The 16446-nt window shown below is 72.1% G+C and carries 11 protein-coding genes; 9 read left to right on the forward strand and 2 right to left on the reverse strand.

Going from position 1 to position 16446, the window contains the following annotated elements:
• Positions 1 to 50: 50 nt before the first annotated feature.
• The 3 genes from P1P70_RS25780 to P1P70_RS25790 all read left to right on the forward strand — a co-directional run bounded on the left by P1P70_RS25780 (position 51) and on the right by P1P70_RS25790 (position 7131).
• Positions 51 to 4691: an FtsK/SpoIIIE domain-containing protein gene (locus tag P1P70_RS25780; RefSeq protein ID WP_319241705.1), complete on the forward strand. Its 4641-nt coding sequence runs from the start codon at positions 51 to 53 to the stop codon at positions 4689 to 4691.
• 75 nt (positions 4692 to 4766) lie between these two features.
• On the forward strand, positions 4767 to 6290 hold the full coding sequence (gene miaB, locus P1P70_RS25785) for a tRNA (N6-isopentenyl adenosine(37)-C2)-methylthiotransferase MiaB (protein ID WP_319241707.1): 1524 nt from the start codon (positions 4767 to 4769) through the stop codon (positions 6288 to 6290).
• Between the two features lie 133 nt (positions 6291 to 6423).
• Positions 6424 to 7131, forward strand: a complete 708-nt coding sequence (locus P1P70_RS25790) for a class III extradiol dioxygenase subunit B-like domain-containing protein (RefSeq protein ID WP_319241709.1) — start codon at positions 6424 to 6426, stop codon at positions 7129 to 7131.
• Positions 7132 to 7241: 110 nt separating this feature from the next.
• On the opposite strand, the gene P1P70_RS25795 is transcribed toward P1P70_RS25790, so the two are convergent.
• Both P1P70_RS25795 and P1P70_RS25800 read right to left on the reverse strand, forming a co-directional pair.
• Positions 7242 to 7559, reverse strand: coding sequence for an antitoxin (locus P1P70_RS25795; protein ID WP_319241710.1), 318 nt, complete (start codon positions 7557 to 7559; stop codon positions 7242 to 7244).
• 22 nt (positions 7560 to 7581) lie between these two features.
• Positions 7582 to 7869 carry a hypothetical protein gene (locus P1P70_RS25800; protein ID WP_319241712.1) on the reverse strand — a complete coding sequence of 96 codons (288 nt, stop codon included), beginning with the start codon at positions 7867 to 7869 and terminating at the stop codon, positions 7582 to 7584.
• A 181-nt stretch (positions 7870 to 8050) separates the two neighbouring features.
• Here P1P70_RS25800 and miaA point away from each other — a divergent pair, with 181 nt between their 5' ends.
• The 6 genes from miaA (at position 8051) to hflX (ending at position 16294) form a co-directional block, all read left to right on the forward strand.
• On the forward strand, positions 8051 to 8989 hold the full coding sequence (miaA, locus tag P1P70_RS25805; RefSeq protein WP_319241714.1) for a tRNA (adenosine(37)-N6)-dimethylallyltransferase MiaA: 939 nt from the start codon (positions 8051 to 8053) through the stop codon (positions 8987 to 8989).
• Positions 8990 to 9091: 102 nt separating this feature from the next.
• Positions 9092 to 9622: a hypothetical protein gene (locus P1P70_RS25810; RefSeq protein ID WP_413471546.1), complete on the forward strand. Its 531-nt coding sequence runs from the start codon at positions 9092 to 9094 to the stop codon at positions 9620 to 9622.
• 157 nt (positions 9623 to 9779) lie between these two features.
• Complete coding sequence (gene dapF, locus P1P70_RS25815) at positions 9780 to 10649, forward strand: diaminopimelate epimerase (RefSeq protein WP_319241716.1); 870 nt, start codon at positions 9780 to 9782, stop codon at positions 10647 to 10649.
• A gap of 297 nt (positions 10650 to 10946) precedes the next feature.
• Positions 10947 to 12950 (forward strand): RelA/SpoT family protein, encoded by a 2004-nt coding sequence (locus tag P1P70_RS25820; protein WP_319241718.1) that lies wholly within the window; start codon positions 10947 to 10949, stop codon positions 12948 to 12950.
• A 142-nt stretch (positions 12951 to 13092) separates the two neighbouring features.
• The gene (locus P1P70_RS25825; protein WP_319241720.1) at positions 13093 to 14574 is read left to right on the forward strand and encodes a M1 family metallopeptidase; all 1482 of its coding nucleotides are present in this window, start codon (positions 13093 to 13095) and stop codon (positions 14572 to 14574) included.
• Positions 14575 to 14794: 220 nt separating this feature from the next.
• Positions 14795 to 16294: a GTPase HflX gene (gene hflX, locus P1P70_RS25830; RefSeq protein WP_319241722.1), complete on the forward strand. Its 1500-nt coding sequence runs from the start codon at positions 14795 to 14797 to the stop codon at positions 16292 to 16294.
• Positions 16295 to 16446: the final 152 nt, after the last annotated feature.

The following is a 16446-nucleotide window of genomic DNA, read 5'->3' on the forward strand; positions in this document are numbered from 1 at the left end:
CCCCAGGCACGCATCACCCCCCCGCCCCCGAACCACCCGCAAGGGGAGAAGTGAAACTCCTCATCACCACCGTCGACGGCGGCGATTCCCGCGGCAGCCAGGACGTCCTGCTCACCGCCTCCGGAAGCACCCCCGTCGAGGACGTCGCCGCGCACCTGACCCGGCTGCGCGCCGGCGACCCGGACGAGACCGGCGACCCGTCCCCCGCGCACGGCCCGGCCCCCGCCTGCTTCCTCGGCGACGAGCCCCTCGCGCCGGGCACCCCGCTGTCCGCCACCCGCCTCATGGACGGCAGCGTCGTCGCCCTGGGCCGCCCGCAGGCCCCGACCGCCACCGCGTACGGCCCCGAGCGCGACGCCATGCCGCAGCCGCACCGGCTGGACCACGCCCCCGTGGTGGAACTGCAGGTGGTGGGCGGTCCCGACGCCGGACGCGTGTACCTCCTCGGCCTCGGCACCCACGGCATCGGCCCCCAGGAGGACGCCGCCGTGCCCCTCGAAGGCCGGGGCCTGCCGGCCGACGGCATCCGGGTGACCGTACGCCCGGACGGCTCGGCCGTCGTGGAGCTCCGCGAGGGCGGGCCCGCCCGGCTCTCCGTGCCCGAGCCGCCGGAGCACCGGGGACGGCCCGACACGCCCCTGCTGCCGCTCGCCGAACAGGACGAGGACGACGAGGCAGACACCGAGGACGCCCCCGAGGACCTGGCGCTTCCCGACGGATGGCAGCCGTGGGCCGTCGGAGCCGAGCTGTCGGTCGGCGAGTATCTGCTGCGGCTGACCGAGCCGACCCCCAGGGACGCCGCCGTCGTGCCGTCCGAGGGCGGCGGCGGGCTCGACTACAACCGGCCGCCACGCATCCTGCCCCACCTGGCACCCGAGCGGTTCCGGCTGCCCGGCCCGCCCGACCCCCCGGCCCGCAGACCGATCCCGCTGATGGTCTCGCTCGCCCCGATGGTCTTCGGCGTGGTCATGATGCTGTTCTGGAACTCGTACTTCTATCTGATCTTCATGTTTCTCTCGCCGGTCCTGATAGCGGCCAACTACGTCAGCGGGCGACGCCAGGCCCGCAAGGACTACGAGGAGCGCTCCCGCGTCTACCGGCAGCGCCGGGCCTCCCTGGAGGAGGACGTCCGCGAGAAGGTCGCCACCGAGCGGCGGCTGCGCACCGAGAGCGCACCGGACCCGGCGATCGCCGGACTGTGGGCGGTCGGCCCCGGCCGCAGGCTCTGGGAGCGCCGACGCGGCGACCCCGACCACCTCGCCCTGCGCATCGGCACCGCCCCCCAGCCGTCGCTGCTCGGCATCGACGACACGGCCCGCGAGGACAACCACACCGCCGTCCACTGGACGATCCCGGACGCCCCCGTCAGCGTCGGCCTGGTCGACAGCGGTGTGGTGGGCCTGGCCGGGACGCCCGGCCCCGTGCAGGCGCTGGCCCGCTGGATGACGGCCCAGGCCGCGATCCTGCACACCCCCCGCGACCTGCGGATCGTCGTCCTCACCGACAAGGGCTCCGAGGCCTCCTGGAACTGGGCCCGCTGGCTGCCCCACTCCCGCGACGGCCTCCCCGGCACCCGCGGCGGCGCCGTCACCCTCATCGGCAACGACCCCGAGACGGTCGCCAACCGCGTCGCCGAACTGGTCTCCACCCTCCGTACGCGCCAGCGGGCGGCGGAGTCCACCATGAGCAAGGCGCTGCTCAGCGAACCGGACGTCCTGGTGGTCATGGACGGCGCCCGGCGACTGCGCGACGTCCCCGGTGTGGTGTCGATCCTCAAGGAGGGCCCCGGCGTCCGGATCTTCCCGCTCTGCCTGGACCAGGAGGAGCGACTGCTGCCGGAGGAGTGCACCGCCGTCGTCCGCCACGAGAACCACCGGCTGACCCTGCGCCGCACCGGGCAGCCCGACATCACCGACATCCGCCCCGACCTGGTCGAGCCCGACTGGTGCGAGCGCGCCGCCCGGGGCATCGCCCCCATCCGTGACGTCACCCCGGACGCCTCCGAGGGCCTGCCCACCGAGGTGGGGCTGCTGCAACTCCTCGGACTGCCGCAGCCGGACGCCGAACTGATCACCGCCCGCTGGTCGCGACGCCCCGCCTCCACCGGTGTCCTGCTCGGCGCCGGCTACGACGGACCGGTTGCCTTCGACCTCGTCAAGGACGGGCCGCACGGACTGGTCGCCGGCACCACCGGCTCGGGCAAGTCCGAACTGCTGCAGACCTTCGTGGCCTGTCTCGCCGCGCTGAACCGACCGGACGAACTCACCTTCGTCCTCGTCGACTACAAGGGCGGCAGCGCCTTCAAGGACTGCGTCGACCTGCCCCACACCCTCGGCATGGTCACCGACCTCGACAGCCACCTCGTGCAGCGGGCGCTCACCTCGCTGTCCGCCGAACTCACCCGCCGCGAGCACCTCCTGGCCGAGGCGGGCGCCAAGGACCTGCCCGAGTACCAGGGCATGCGCCGCCGGACCCCCGAACTGCCGCCCGTGCCCCGACTGGTGATCGTCATCGACGAGTTCGCCACCCTCTACCGGGAGATCCCCGACTTCATCCCCGGACTCGTCAGCATCGCCCAGCGCGGCCGCTCCCTCGGCATCCATCTGATCCTGGCCACCCAGCGCCCCGCCGGAGTAGTCAGCTCCGACATCCGGGCCAACACCAACCTGCGCATCGCACTCCGGGTCACCGACTCCTCGGAGAGCATGGACGTCATCGACACCAAGGACGCCGTCAGCATCTCCCCGGCGACCCCCGGCCGCGCCCTGGCCCGGCTCGGCCACGGCACCGTCGTCCCCTTCCAGACCGCCTACGCCGGCACCCTCAGGCCCGTCGCCAAGCCGTCCGCCGAGACCCGCGCCCGCCAGGAACGGCAGGCGGCCGAGGAGGCCCGCATCTGGGGCACCGCGCTGCACTGGCAGCGCCTCGGCCGAGCCGTCGCCCGCCCCGGAAGCCCCGAGGACGCGCAGGACACGGACCCGGTGGACCTGTCGGCCGACGAGGCACCCACCGACCTCAACGCGCTGGTGGAGGCCCTGTCCGAGGCCGCACGGCTCGCCGACTGCGCGCCGCAGCCCAGCCCCTGGCTGCCCGCGCTCGGCCAGCAGCTCCTGATCGACGACCTGCCCCAGCCGGACGAATCCGGCGGCGCCCGCCTCGCCCCGGTCTCCTGGGCCCTGTCGGACCTCCCCGAGGCCCAGGCCCAGCCGCCGGTCCGACTGGATCTCGCCGAATTCGGACACCTGTACGTCATCGGGGTGCCGCGCTCCGGCCGCTCCCAGGTGCTGCGCACCATGGCCGGAGCACTGGCCCGCGCCCACTCCAGCGCCGACGTCCACCTCTACGGCATCGACTTCGCCGGTGGCGCGCTCACCGCGCTGGGCGTGCTGCCGAACACCGGAGCCGTGGTCCCGCGCGGTGACATCGAGCGCCTGGAGCGGCTGTTCACCAGGCTCGACACGGACCTGGAGCGCCGTCAGGAACTGCTCACCCGGCACCACGCCGGCAACCTCACCGAACTGCGCGCACTGGTCGGGGCCGGGGACCGCCCGGCCCACGTCATGCTGTTCATCGACGGCTGGGACGCCCTGATCGAGGCCGTCGCCGACCACAACGGCGGACGCCTCGTCGAACAGGTCAACCGTCTCCTGCGGGAAGGAGCGGCGGCGGGCATCCACGTCGTCGCCACCTCCGAACGCGCCCTGCTGTCCGGCCGGGCCACCGCCCTCAACGACAACAAACTGCTGCTGCGCCTGAACGACCGCACCGACTACCACGCCGTCGGCAAGCGGGCGCGTGACATCCCCGACCTCGTCCTCCCCGGCCGCGGCTTCACCTCCGACGGCGGTACCGAGATCCAGGTCGCCCTGCTCGCCCCCGGCGCAGGCGGCCAGGAACAGGCCGAGGCACTGCGCCGGATCGGCGCCGAGGCCGACCGCCGCGACGCGAAGGTCCCGGCCGACCGCCGCCCCGCCCGCATCGGTACCCTGCCCGTGAAGGTCACGTTCACCGACGCCTACGAGAAGGTGGCAGAGCAGCTCCGCCGTCCGATGTGGGGGCTGCTGGGCCTCGGCGGCGACGACGTCTCCCCGGTAGGCGTCGACTTCGCGGACACCTCGCCCACCTTCTCGGTCGTCGGCCCGCCCGGCTCCGGCCGCAGCACCACCCTGGCCGCCCTGGCGGTCTCCCTGCTGGCCTCCGGCACGCGTCTGGTCGTCCTCGCCCCGCGCGAGTCGCCCCTGCGCACCCTGGGCGACCACCCCGGCGTACGGCTGATCACCGCGACCGAACCCACGGTGGAGGAGTTCACCGAGGCCCTGGAGGCCGGCGGCGGGCCCCGGGTGGTCGTGGTGGACGACGCCGACCTCTTCGTCCTGCCGGACATCGACCAGAACCTGCGCTCCGTGGCCCAGTCCGGCCGGGACCACGGCATCGGCATCGTCGTCGCGGCCACCGCCGAGACCATGACGGGCGCGATGGGCTGGCTCGGCGCCCTGAAACGGCACCGCAAGGGCGTCCTTCTCGGCCCGCAGAGCATCCTGGAGGGCGACTTCATCGGGGCCCGGCTCGCCCACGCCCATCTGCGCGGCCGCAAGCTCGGCCGAGCCCGCACCGTCGACCATCGCACCGGCGAACTGATCAACGTGCAGATCCCCCATACCGTGCTCGACGCGGACGACACGACGGCCTGACCCGGACGGGGCGACCACACAGACCGCAGCGCCCGGGGGACGAGGGCTCCCCGGGCGCTGCCTTAGGCTTACGGAGTGACCAACAGCAGCGACCGGAGTCAGGCAGTGGGCGTCAAGACATACGAAGTACGTACTTATGGATGTCAGATGAACGTCCATGACTCCGAACGCCTGTCCGGTCTCCTGGAGGACGCCGGATACGTCCGCGCGCCCGAGGACGCGGGCGAGGGCAACGCCGACGTCGTCGTCTTCAACACCTGCGCCGTCCGGGAGAACGCCGACAACCGCCTCTACGGCAACCTCGGCCGCCTCGCCCCGATGAAGACCGCCCGCCCCGGCATGCAGATCGCCGTCGGCGGCTGCCTGGCCCAGAAGGACCGGGACACCATCGTCAAGAAGGCGCCCTGGGTCGACGTCGTCTTCGGCACGCACAACATCGGCAAGCTGCCCGTCCTGCTGGAGCGCGCCCGCGTCCAGGACGAGGCCCAGGTCGAGATCGCCGAGTCCCTGGAGGCCTTCCCCTCCACGCTGCCGACCCGCCGCGAGAGCGCCTACGCCGCCTGGGTCTCGATCTCCGTCGGCTGCAACAACACGTGCACGTTCTGCATCGTCCCGGCCCTGCGCGGCAAGGAGAAGGACCGCCGCACCGGCGACATCCTCGCCGAGATCGAGGCCCTGGTCGGCGAGGGCGTCTCGGAGATCACCCTGCTCGGCCAGAACGTCAACGCCTACGGCTCCGACATCGGCGACCGCGAGGCGTTCAGCAAGCTGCTGCGGGCCTGCGGAAAGATCGACGGCCTGGAGCGCGTCCGCTTCACCTCCCCGCACCCCCGCGACTTCACCGACGACGTCATCGCGGCCATGGCCGAGACGCCGAACGTGATGCCGCAACTGCACATGCCGCTCCAGTCCGGCTCGGACACGGTCCTCAAGGCCATGCGCCGCTCCTACCGCCAGGAGCGCTACCTCGGGATCATCGAGAAGGTCCGCGCGTCCATCCCGCACGCGGCCATCACCACCGACATCATCGTGGGCTTCCCCGGCGAGACCGAGGAGGACTTCGAGCAGACCATGCACGTGGTCCGCGAGGCCCGCTTCACCCAGGCGTTCACCTTCCAGTACTCCAAGCGCCCCGGCACCCCGGCCGCCACCATGGAGGACCAGATCCCCAAGGCGGTCGTCCAGAAGCGCTACGAGCGCCTCGTCGCCCTCCAGGAGGAGATCTCCTGGGAGGAGAACAAGAAGCAGGTCGGCCGCACCCTGGAGCTGATGGTCGCCGAGGGCGAGGGCCGCAAGGACGGCGCCACGCACCGCCTCTCCGGCCGGGCCCCCGACAACCGCCTCGTCCACTTCACCAAGCCGGACCAGGAGGTCCGCCCCGGCGACGTGGTGACCGTCGAGATCACGTACGCCGCCCCGCACCACCTGCTGGCGGAGGGCGCGGTCCTGGACGTACGGCGGACCCGGGCGGGCGACGCCTGGGAGAAGCGGAACGCCCTGCCGGCGGAGAAGCCGACGGGTGTGCTGCTCGGGCTGCCGAAGATCGGGGTTCCCGAGCCGCTGCCGGTGGCCACCACCGGTGGGTGCGGGGGCCACTGACCGGCCTGGCCCGGACACGGTTCGGTTCGGTCGTCACGGTGTCGCGGCGGTTCGCGGGTGCGTGGGGGCGTTCGCGCGGTTCCCCGTGCCCCTGAAGGGGCACCCCTGGGCTGCGGAAGTTACCCTGCGCACCATGCTTGTCGCCGCCGCCGTCTGCCCCTGTCCGCCGTTGCTCGTGCCCGAGGTCGCCGCCGGGGCCGCGCCCGAGCTGGAACCGGCGCGGGACGCGTGCGCGGACGCGCTCGGGGTGCTCGCCGCCGCGCGGCCGGACCGGCTGGTGGTCGTCGGCCCCGCAGCGGAGGACGCGTCGTGTCCGGAAGGCTCGGAGGGCTCGTTCCGGGGCTTCGGCGTGGACCTCGACGTTCGCCTCGGACGCGGGGGGAACAGCGATCCGGCGGCCAGGCTGCCCGCCTCCCTCGCCGTCGCCGCCTGGCTGCTCGACCGCACGGGCTGGGCCGACGCCCCCATGGAGGGGCTCGGGGTGGCGGAACCGATCACCGTCGAGCGGTGTATTCAAGTCGGAAGGGACGTCGCCGGGTCGGCCGGGCGGGTGGCTCTGCTGGTGATGGGCGACGCCAGTGCCTGCCGCTCGCTCAAGGCCCCGGGGTACCTGGACGACCGCGCGGCCGGTTTCGACGCGCGGGTCGCGCGTGCGCTCGCCGACGCCGACGTCGAGGCTCTGCAGACGCTGGACACCGGGCTCGCCCGCGAACTGCAGGCCTCCGGGCGCGCCCCCTGGCAGATCCTCGCGGGCGCCGCCGGGGGCGCGGGCCTGGCCGGCAGCCTGCTCTACGACAATGCCCCGTACGGCGTGGGTTACCTGGTGGCCACCTGGTCGTAGCCCGGGGGACGACGGGCGTTGACCGTCGGCCGGGGCGGGCGCCGGGCGGGCCGGACACGGCGGACGGCCGGGAGCGCGAGGCTCCGCGGCCGTCCGACGATGCGCGTGTGTCAGGAAGCCGGAGGCGGAGGCGTGGTACCGCCGCCCGCAGGCGGTGGTGTGCCGCCACCCGCAGGCGGTGATGTGGCGCCACCGCCCGGCGGCGGTGTGTGACCGCCATCGTGGTGCGCGAGTCGGTCCATGGCGTGCTTCGCCCTGCCCGTGCCCGACTGGATCTTGTCGCTGTACTTGCCCTTGGTCTTCCGGTCGACCGTGTGCGCGGCCTTGTCGAGACCGTGCTGGATCTTGCCCTCGTGCTTCTGTGCGAGGTGCGAGACCCTGTCCTTGGCCGGGGAGAGTTTGGATTTCAAATTATCCAGCAGGCCCATGATTCACCTTCCCGCGCGGCAGTCACTTGCGGGCGTTCTCGCTGGACTCGTTGTCCGCCGCCTGATCGGCCGTCTGCTGCTTGGGGATCTCCACGTCGTCCGCCGCGTCGACGGCCTCCGCCGCCGGCTCGGCCGCATCGCCCTCCGCCTCGGCCTCGGACGTGCTCCCGGCCTCCGGTCGGGCGGTCTCAGTGGCTCCCTTCGCCTCCTCCGGCTCCTCCGCCTCCGTCTCGGCGTCCGGCTCGGGCGCCGTCACGGCGGCCTCTTCCGTGTCCTTCGCCTTGCGACGGAACAGTGAGAAAACACCCATATCAACCTCAATGCTAATCATGCGGGCTAATTCCCGCCCTCTCCCGGAGCGTCCGATTGCGTCATCCGGGTCGCCGGCACTCGGAACCGGCGCAGCGAACACGCAACACGCAACGACTCCGGCTCCCCCGCGTCACGTAGCTCGTTCGAGAACGGGCCCCGACATTTGCGAGACTGGGGCGGTGAGCAACGCAGTTCCCCCTCCACGGGTCATCGCCGTCGTCGGACCGACCGCGGCCGGAAAGTCCGATCTGGGCGTCTTTCTGGCTCAGCGCCTCGGCGGCGAGGTCGTCAACGCCGACTCCATGCAGCTCTACCGGGGGATGGACATCGGCACCGCCAAGCTGACCCCCGCGGAGCGCGACGGAGTACCGCACCACCTCCTGGACATCTGGGACGTCACGGCCGCCGCCAGCGTCGCCGAGTACCAGCGGCTCGCCCGCGCCCGTATCGACGCCCTGCTCGCCGACGGCCGCTGGCCGATCCTGGTGGGCGGCTCCGGGCTGTACGTCCGGGGAGCCGTCGACAACCTGGAGTTCCCCGGCACCGACCCGGAGATCCGTGCCCGGCTGGAGGAGGAGCTGACCCTGCGTGGCTCCGGCGCGCTGCACGCGCGGCTCGCCGCCGCCGACCCCGAGGCCGCCCACGCGATCCTGCCCAGCAACGGCCGCCGCATCGTCCGCGCCCTCGAAGTGATCGAGATCACCGGAAAGCCGTTCACGGCGAACCTGCCGGGCCATGACGCGGTCTACGACACCGTCCAGATCGGCGTCGACGTGGCACGGCCCGAACTCGACGAGCGCATCGCCCGCCGGGTCGACCGCATGTGGGACGCGGGACTGGTCGAAGAAGTGCGCGCATTGGAGGCGCAGGGGTTGCGCGAGGGGCGTACGGCGTCGCGTGCGCTCGGTTACCAGCAGGTCCTCGCGGCGCTCGCCGGGCAGTGCACCATGGACGAGGCGCGTGCCGAGACCGTGCGTGCCACCAAGCGCTTCGCGCGCCGCCAGGATTCATGGTTCAGGCGCGACCCCCGGGTGCATTGGCTCAAGGGGGGGCTCGCCGACCTGACGGAACTCCCGCAGCTCGCACTGACGTTGGTCGAACGACCGGTCACAGCCTGATCACGTCATGGCATCGGGTCGCCCCGCCGGTCATCCGGGCTTGCGGGGGCGTGCCATCATCGAGCTTCGATCGACCAAGTGGAGTCCGAGTTGGGAGGGCGCGTGGCGATGGAGGCCGGCCCTCGCGACACCGCACAAAGCACGGAGCAGGGCGCCGCGCAGGACGCGGACCAGCTGGTTACCGAGGGGTACACACTGGATTCCGAAGGTGATCCGCTGAGCCCCGACGGCCCGGAGGACCAGACCCCCGACGGCGTCAGCGACGACGGCCCGGAACCGGACGAGATGTCCGGGCCGGAGGTCGAGGTCGAGCTGCGCCCCCAGCGCAGGCTGCGGCTCTGGCAGCTCGCTCCGATCGTGGGCCTCGCCGCGGTCGGCTCCCTGATGTTCGCCTTCCCGCTCGCCTTCGAGTTCGGGGACGGCGGCGCCGTCGTCGCCATGCTCGGTCTGCTGATCTGCGCCACCGCGGCCGGCTGGGGCATGATGGCCGCCCGTCGGGTCGGTTACACGTGGCCCGGTCTGCCCGCCCGCGGCTCCGGCCGCCGCCCGGACTGGCGCCTCGTCCTCGCCTACGCCCTGGTCGTGGCCGCGGTCGCTTTCCTGGCCGTCTGGCGAGTGGCGCGGCTCCGTTAGACCGCCGCGTACGGAGCGCCCCGTCAGGGGCGCGGGGCTGTGTCGACATGCGGCTCCGCCGCGTGGGCGCGACCAGCCACGATCCACCCGCGCGGACCCTCCACGCGCAAGTCCGCCCCCGGCACCCCGAGCGGAGCGCTCCCGTACGATCGGGGGCATGAGCACGCGGATCGCCTTCCTCAAGGGTCACGGGACCGAGAACGACTTCGTGATCGTCCCGGACCCCGAGAACGCCATCGACCTCCCCCCGGCCGCCGTCGCCGCCCTGTGCGACCGTCGCGCCGGCATCGGTGGTGACGGCGTGCTGCACGTCGTCCGGTCCGCGGCGCACCCCGAGGCGAAGGCGCTGGCCGCCGAGGCGGAGTGGTTCATGGACTACCGCAACGGCGACGGCTCGATCGCCGAGATGTGCGGAAACGGCGTGCGCGTCTTCGCGCGCTACCTCCTGCACGCCGGGCGCGTCACCGAGGGCGACCTCACCGTCGCCACGCGCGGGGGCGTGAAGAAGGTCCACATCGACAAGGACGGCGACGTCACCGTCGGCATGGGCCGCGCCCGCCTGCCCGAGGGGGACGTGACGGTGAGCGTCGGCGAGCTCAACTGGCCCGCCCGCAACGTCAACATGGGCAACCCGCACGCGGTGGCGTTCGTCGACGACCTCGCGGACGCCGGCGACCTCTACGCGCCGCCGCCCTTCAGCCCCGCCTCCGCCTACCCGGACGGCGTGAACGTCGAGTTCGTCGTCGACCGGGGCCCTCGCCACGTGGCGATGCGGGTGCACGAGCGCGGCTCCGGCGAGACCCGCTCCTGCGGCACCGGCGCGTGCGCCGTCGCCGTGGCCACCGCCCGGCGCGACGGCGCGGACCCGGCGGTCACGGGCACCCCGGTGACCTACACCGTCGACGTGCCCGGCGGCACGCTGGTGATCACCGAACGGCCCGACGGCGAGATCGAGATGACCGGCCCCGCAGTGATCGTCGCCGAGGGTGAGATCGATGCCAAGTGGCTGGAAAACGTGGCACGTTGAGGTGTGGTAGGGCTTGGGATGGCGGTGTCCGCGGCTGGGAACCCGTAAAGATCCAAGCCCATCGCGCGTTCAGGGGTCTGAATCCATGGCGCTCCCCGGGTGGAGTGGCCCGAAACCGTAAACCTCGGAACCATCGCTCGAATGGGTGATCCGTTTCACGCTCGGCGAGAGGCGGTCGGACGGGCGTGCTGGGCTCGGTAGCATCAAGCACCGGCACGGACGGGGGAACGACACGATCCCTGAGCCGCCGCACGCCCTGGGGCACCCGTCCGCCGGTCCACGCAGCCGGAGGTGCCCATGAGCGCGGAGGCCACGAACCCCGCCGTATCGCCCGCCCCTGCGCCGCCACCAGCGCACCGCAGGAAGGGCCGACCTCGTATCGACCTGCGCCGTCTGGGTCGCGCCGCACTCCTGGGCCCGACGACCCGCGACCGGTTGCCCGACGCGATCAGCCATGTCGTAGAGGCGCACCGTGCCCACCATCCCGACGCCGACCTGGAGCCGTTGCGCCGGGCGTACGTCCTCGCCGAGTCCTCGCACCGCGGTCAGATGCGCAAGAGCGGTGAGCCGTACATCACCCATCCGCTCGCCGTGACGCTGATCCTCGCCGAACTGGGCGCGGAGACCACGACCCTGACGGCCTCTCTGCTCCACGACACCGTTGAGGACACCGATGTGACCCTCGATCAGGTGCGCGAGGAGTTCGGCGCGGAGGTGTGCTTCATCGTCGACGGCGTCACCAAGTTGGAGAAGGTCGACTACGGCGCCGCCGCCGAACCCGAGACGTTCCGCAAGATGCTCGTGGCCACCGGCAACGACGTCCGCGTGATGTCGATCAAACTCGCCGACCGGCTGCACAACATGCGCACCCTCGGCGTGATGCGCCCCGAGAAGCAGGAACGCATCGCCAACGTCACCCGGGACGTCCTGATCCCGCTCGCCGAACGACTCGGCGTGCAGGCGCTCAAGACGGAGCTGGAGGACCTCGTCTTCGCGATCCTCCACCCCGAGGAGTGCGCCCGCACCCGCGGACTCATCGCGGACAACGCCGCACAGGACACCGACCCGCTCGCCGAGATCGCCGACGAGGTACGCGGGGTCCTGCGCGAGGCGGGCATCCAGGCCGAAGTCCTGATCAGGCCCCGCCACTTCGTCTCCCTGCACCGAGTCTCCCGAAAACGCGGACGACTGCGCGGCACCGACTTCGGCCGGATCCTGGTCCTCGTCGCCGAGGACGCCGACTGCTACGCCGTCCTCGGCGAGCTGCACACCTGCCTCACGCCCGTGGTCTCGGAGTTCAAGGACTTCATCGCCGTACCGAAGTTCAACCTGTACCAGTCGCTGCACACGGCCGTCGCGCGCGGCGACGGCCAGGTCGCCGAAGTCCTCATCCGCACCCACCAGATGCACAAGGCGGCCGAAGCCGGCGTGGTCGCGCTCGGCAATCCTTATGCCACTCCCGCGGAGGAGCAGACCGACGGGCGGCGGACCGACGGCGAGGGCGAGCGCGTCGACCCCACCCGCCCCGGTTGGCTCTCCCGGCTCCTCGACTGGCAGGAGGCGGCCCCGGACGCCGACATGTTCTGGTCGACCCTGCGCGAGGACCTCGCCCAGGACCGGGAGATCACCGTGTTCCGGCCCGACGGGGGCACGTTGGGGCTCCCCGAGGGCGCCAGTTGCGTGGACGCGGCGTACGCGCAGTACGGCGAGGACGCCCACGCCTGTATCGGCGCCCGCGTCAACGGCCGCCTGGCGACGCTCAGCACGGTCCTGAAGGACGGCGACACCGTCCAGCTCCTGATGGGCCAGGACCCGGCCTCCGAGCCCTCCAGGGAGTGGCTGGAGCACGCCCACACGCCCGCCGCGCGCATCGCCATCCAGCGCTGGCTCGCCGGCTGCTGCACCCCCGTACCGCCCGACGAGGTCACCGGTTTCGCCGTGCGCGGGGGAGTGGTGACCGTGCACCGCGTCGAATGCGCCGCCGTGACACGGATGAAGGGGCTGGGGCGCCCGGAGATCGACGTGCGCTGGGGCGACACCACCGAGTTCCGGGTCACCCTCGTGGCCGAATCCTTCCAGCGTCCCCACCTGCTGGCCGACCTCACCGAGGCCATCGCCCTCGAAGGCGTCGACATCGTCACCGCCACCGTCGAACCCCCGACCCAGCAGCGCGTCCGCCACACCTACACGCTGCAACTCCCGGACGCCGCCCACCTGCCGGCCCTCATGCGCGCCATGCGGAACGTGGCCGGCGTGTACGACGTGGGCCGGGCCCAGCACCAGGCGGTGGCCGCCCACTGAGCCGACCGGGACGGGTGGGGGCGGTTCGGCGCGCGGAGGCCGTTCGGCGGACCGGCGGCTCGGAGGACCGTGAGCCGCTCGTTCGGGTGGGCCCGTTGCGCGTCGGCCGCACGGAGCCGGACCGCGCTGGTAGCGGTGGTCCATGCCGCTCACCCCACGCCCCAGGAGCCGTCGCGTCCAGGCCGCGCTGCTCGCCTCCGCCGTCTCCGTCTGCCTGATCGCCGCGAGCGCCCCGTCACCCGCCGTCCCGCTGGGCGTCGGCGACCGGCTCTTCCCGCACCTCGGCAACCCGGGATACGACGTGCTGTCGTACGACCTCGACTTCACCTACCCAGGCAGCAATCGCCGTCCGCTCACCGCCGTCACCACCATCGACGCCCGGACGACCACCCGGCTGGAGCGGATCAACCTCGACTTCACCCACGGCAAGGTCGACTCCGTCGAGGTCGACGGGGCGCCCGCCGCCTTCACCGGCGTGGGCGAGGACCTGGTGATCACGCCCGACGCGCCGCTCACCGAGGGCAGCCGGACCCGGATCACCGTGCGCCACACCAGCGACCCGGTGTACACGGGCGACGCGGAGGGCGGCTGGGTACGGACCGCCGACGGACTGGCGATGGCCAACCAGGCGGACGCGGCGCACGTCGTGTTCCCCTGCAACGACCACCCGTCCGACAAGGCGATGTTCACCGTCCGCGTCACCGTCCCCGACGGCTACACGGCCGTCTCCAACGGCCTCGCCACCGGCACGGACCGCGCCCCCGGCACCACCACCTGGACCTACCGCACCCAGCACCCCATGGCCACCGAACTGGCCCAGATCTCCATCGGCCGCTCCGCCGTCCTGCACCGGACCGGACCGCACCGTCTGCCGGTGCGCGACGTGGTCCCCGCCAAGGACCGCGAGAAGCTCGAACCGTGGCTCGCGAAGACCCCCGCCCAGATCGAGTGGATGGAGGGCAAGGTCGGCCGCTACCCCTTCGAGACGTACGGGGTACTGATCGCCGAGGCGCAGACCGGGTTCGAGCTGGAGACCCAGACACTCTCGCTCTTCGAGAGGGCGCTGTTCGTCCGGCCCGAGTACCCCGAGTGGTACGTCGAGTCGATCATGGTCCATGAGCTGGCCCACCAGTGGTTCGGCAACAGCGTCAGCCCCCGCACCTGGTCCGACCTGTGGCTCAATGAGGGACACGCCACCTGGTACGAGGCCCTGTACGCCGAGGAGACCGCCGGCCGGCCCATGGCGGCGCGCATGAAGGCCGCGTACGGAGCCTCCGACCGCTGGCGGGCCGCCGGAGGACCGCCGGCCGCGCCCAAGAAGCCCAAGGACGGCCAGAAGATCGGCATCTTCCGGGCGAACGTCTACGACGGTGCCGCTCTCTTCCTCTACGCCCTGCGCCAGGAGATCGGCGCCCCCGCCTTCGCCCTGTTGCAGCGGGCCTGGGTCACCGTCCACCGGGACGGTGTCGCGTCCACCGCCGACTTCCAGGAGCTCGCCTCCAAGATCGCCGGACGCGACCTGCGCGACTTCTTCCACGCCTGGCTGTACGAGGTGAGGACACCGCCCATGCCGGGGCACCCCGACTGGAAGTCGGCGCCGGTGGAGGCCTCCGCCGAGCGGTGACCGGGATCCGCGCGGGTGTGACACCCGCGCGGACGGGAATAACCCGGATGACGAGACGGGGCGTACCGTGCGACCATCTTCGGGTCGACGGCGGGACGTCCCGGGAATCACCCGGCGGCCCCGGACGTTGTCACCGGTGACGGGTCGGAATCCGTGACGAACGGATCGAGATCGTGATGATTCGTCGCCTTTCGGTATCCCCAATCGACGTAAGGACCCAATGACCTCCTCTTCTTCCCCTTCCCAGGCCGCACAGAGCGCCTTCGCGCAGAACAACCCCGAGAACCTGCGGGCCGATGCCCTGATGGAAGAGGACGTCGCCTGGAGCTTCGAGATCGACGGAGAGCGGGACGGCGACCAGTTCGACCGCTCCGACCGCGCGGCCCTGCGCCGTGTCGCGGGCCTCTCCACCGAGCTCGAGGACGTCACCGAGGTCGAGTACCGCCAGCTCCGCCTGGAGCGGGTCGTACTCGTCGGTGTCTGGACCACGGGAACCGCGCGGGACTCGGAGAACTCCCTCGCGGAGCTGGCCGCCCTCGCGGAGACCGCGGGCGCGCTCGTGCTGGACGGCGTGATCCAGCGCCGCGACAAGCCGGACGCGGCCACCTACATCGGCTCCGGCAAAGCCAACGAGCTGCGGGACATCGTCCTCGAATCGGGCGCGGACACCGTCATCTGCGACGGTGAGCTGAGCCCGGGGCAGCTCATCCACCTCGAAGACGTCGTCAAGGTCAAGGTCATCGACCGTACGGCCCTGATCCTCGACATCTTCGCCCAGCACGCCAAGTCCCGGGAGGGCAAGGCGCAGGTCGCGCTCGCGCAGATGCAGTACATGCTGCCGAGGCTGCGAGGCTGGGGTCAGTCGCTGTCCCGTCAGATGGGCGGCGGCAAGGGCGGCGGCCTCGCCACCCGTGGTCCCGGTGAGACCAAGATCGAGACGGACCGGCGGCGGATCCGCGAGAAGATGGCGAAGATGCGCCGGGAGATCGCGGAGATGAAGACCGGCCGCGAGATCAAGCGCCAGGAGCGCAGGCGGAACAAGGTGCCGTCGGTCGCCATCGCCGGCTACACCAACGCCGGCAAGTCCTCCCTGCTCAACCGGCTCACGGGCGCGGGCGTCCTGGTCGAGAACGCCCTGTTCGCGACCCTCGACCCGACCGTGCGCCGGGCCGAGACCCCGAGCGGGCGGCTGTACACGCTGGCAGACACCGTCGGCTTCGTACGCCACCTGCCGCACCACCTGGTCGAGGCGTTCCGCTCCACGATGGAGGAGGTCGGCGACTCCGACCTGATCCTGCACGTGGTCGACGGCTCGCACCCCGACCCGGAGGAGCAGCTGGCCGCCGTGCGCGAGGTCATCCGTGACGTGGGTGCCACGAAGGTGCCCGAGATCGTGGTGATCAACAAGGCGGACGCGGCCGACCCGCTGACGCTCCAGCGGCTGCTGCGGATCGAGAAGCGCTCCATCGCGGTCTCGGCCCGCACCGGTCAGGGCATCGACGAGTTGCTCGCGCTGATCGACAACGAACTGCCGCGCCCCTCGGTCGAGATCGAGGCGCTCGTGCCGTACACCCACGGCAAGCTCGTCGCCCGCGCCCACACCGAGGGCGAGGTGATCTCCGAGGAGCACACCCCGGAGGGCACCCTGCTCAAGGCCAGGGTGCACGAGGAACTGGCGGCCGACCTGACACCGTATGTGCCGTCGGCCACCACAGCCTGACGGTCCGGCAGCGCCCGCCCTTCCAGGCGTACCCGAAGGCCCGCCCCCTCCGGGGTGCTTTCTAGGGGTCGTCGCAACACGTGGTTGTGTTGATCAGGCCGCGAGCAGTTTGTGCAGGCGCTCGGCTGGGGTTTCCCAGCCGAGCGTTTTGC

The organism is Streptomyces sp. MB09-02B, from assembly GCF_033794485.1.
Lineage (GTDB): Bacteria > Actinomycetota > Actinomycetes > Streptomycetales > Streptomycetaceae > Streptomyces.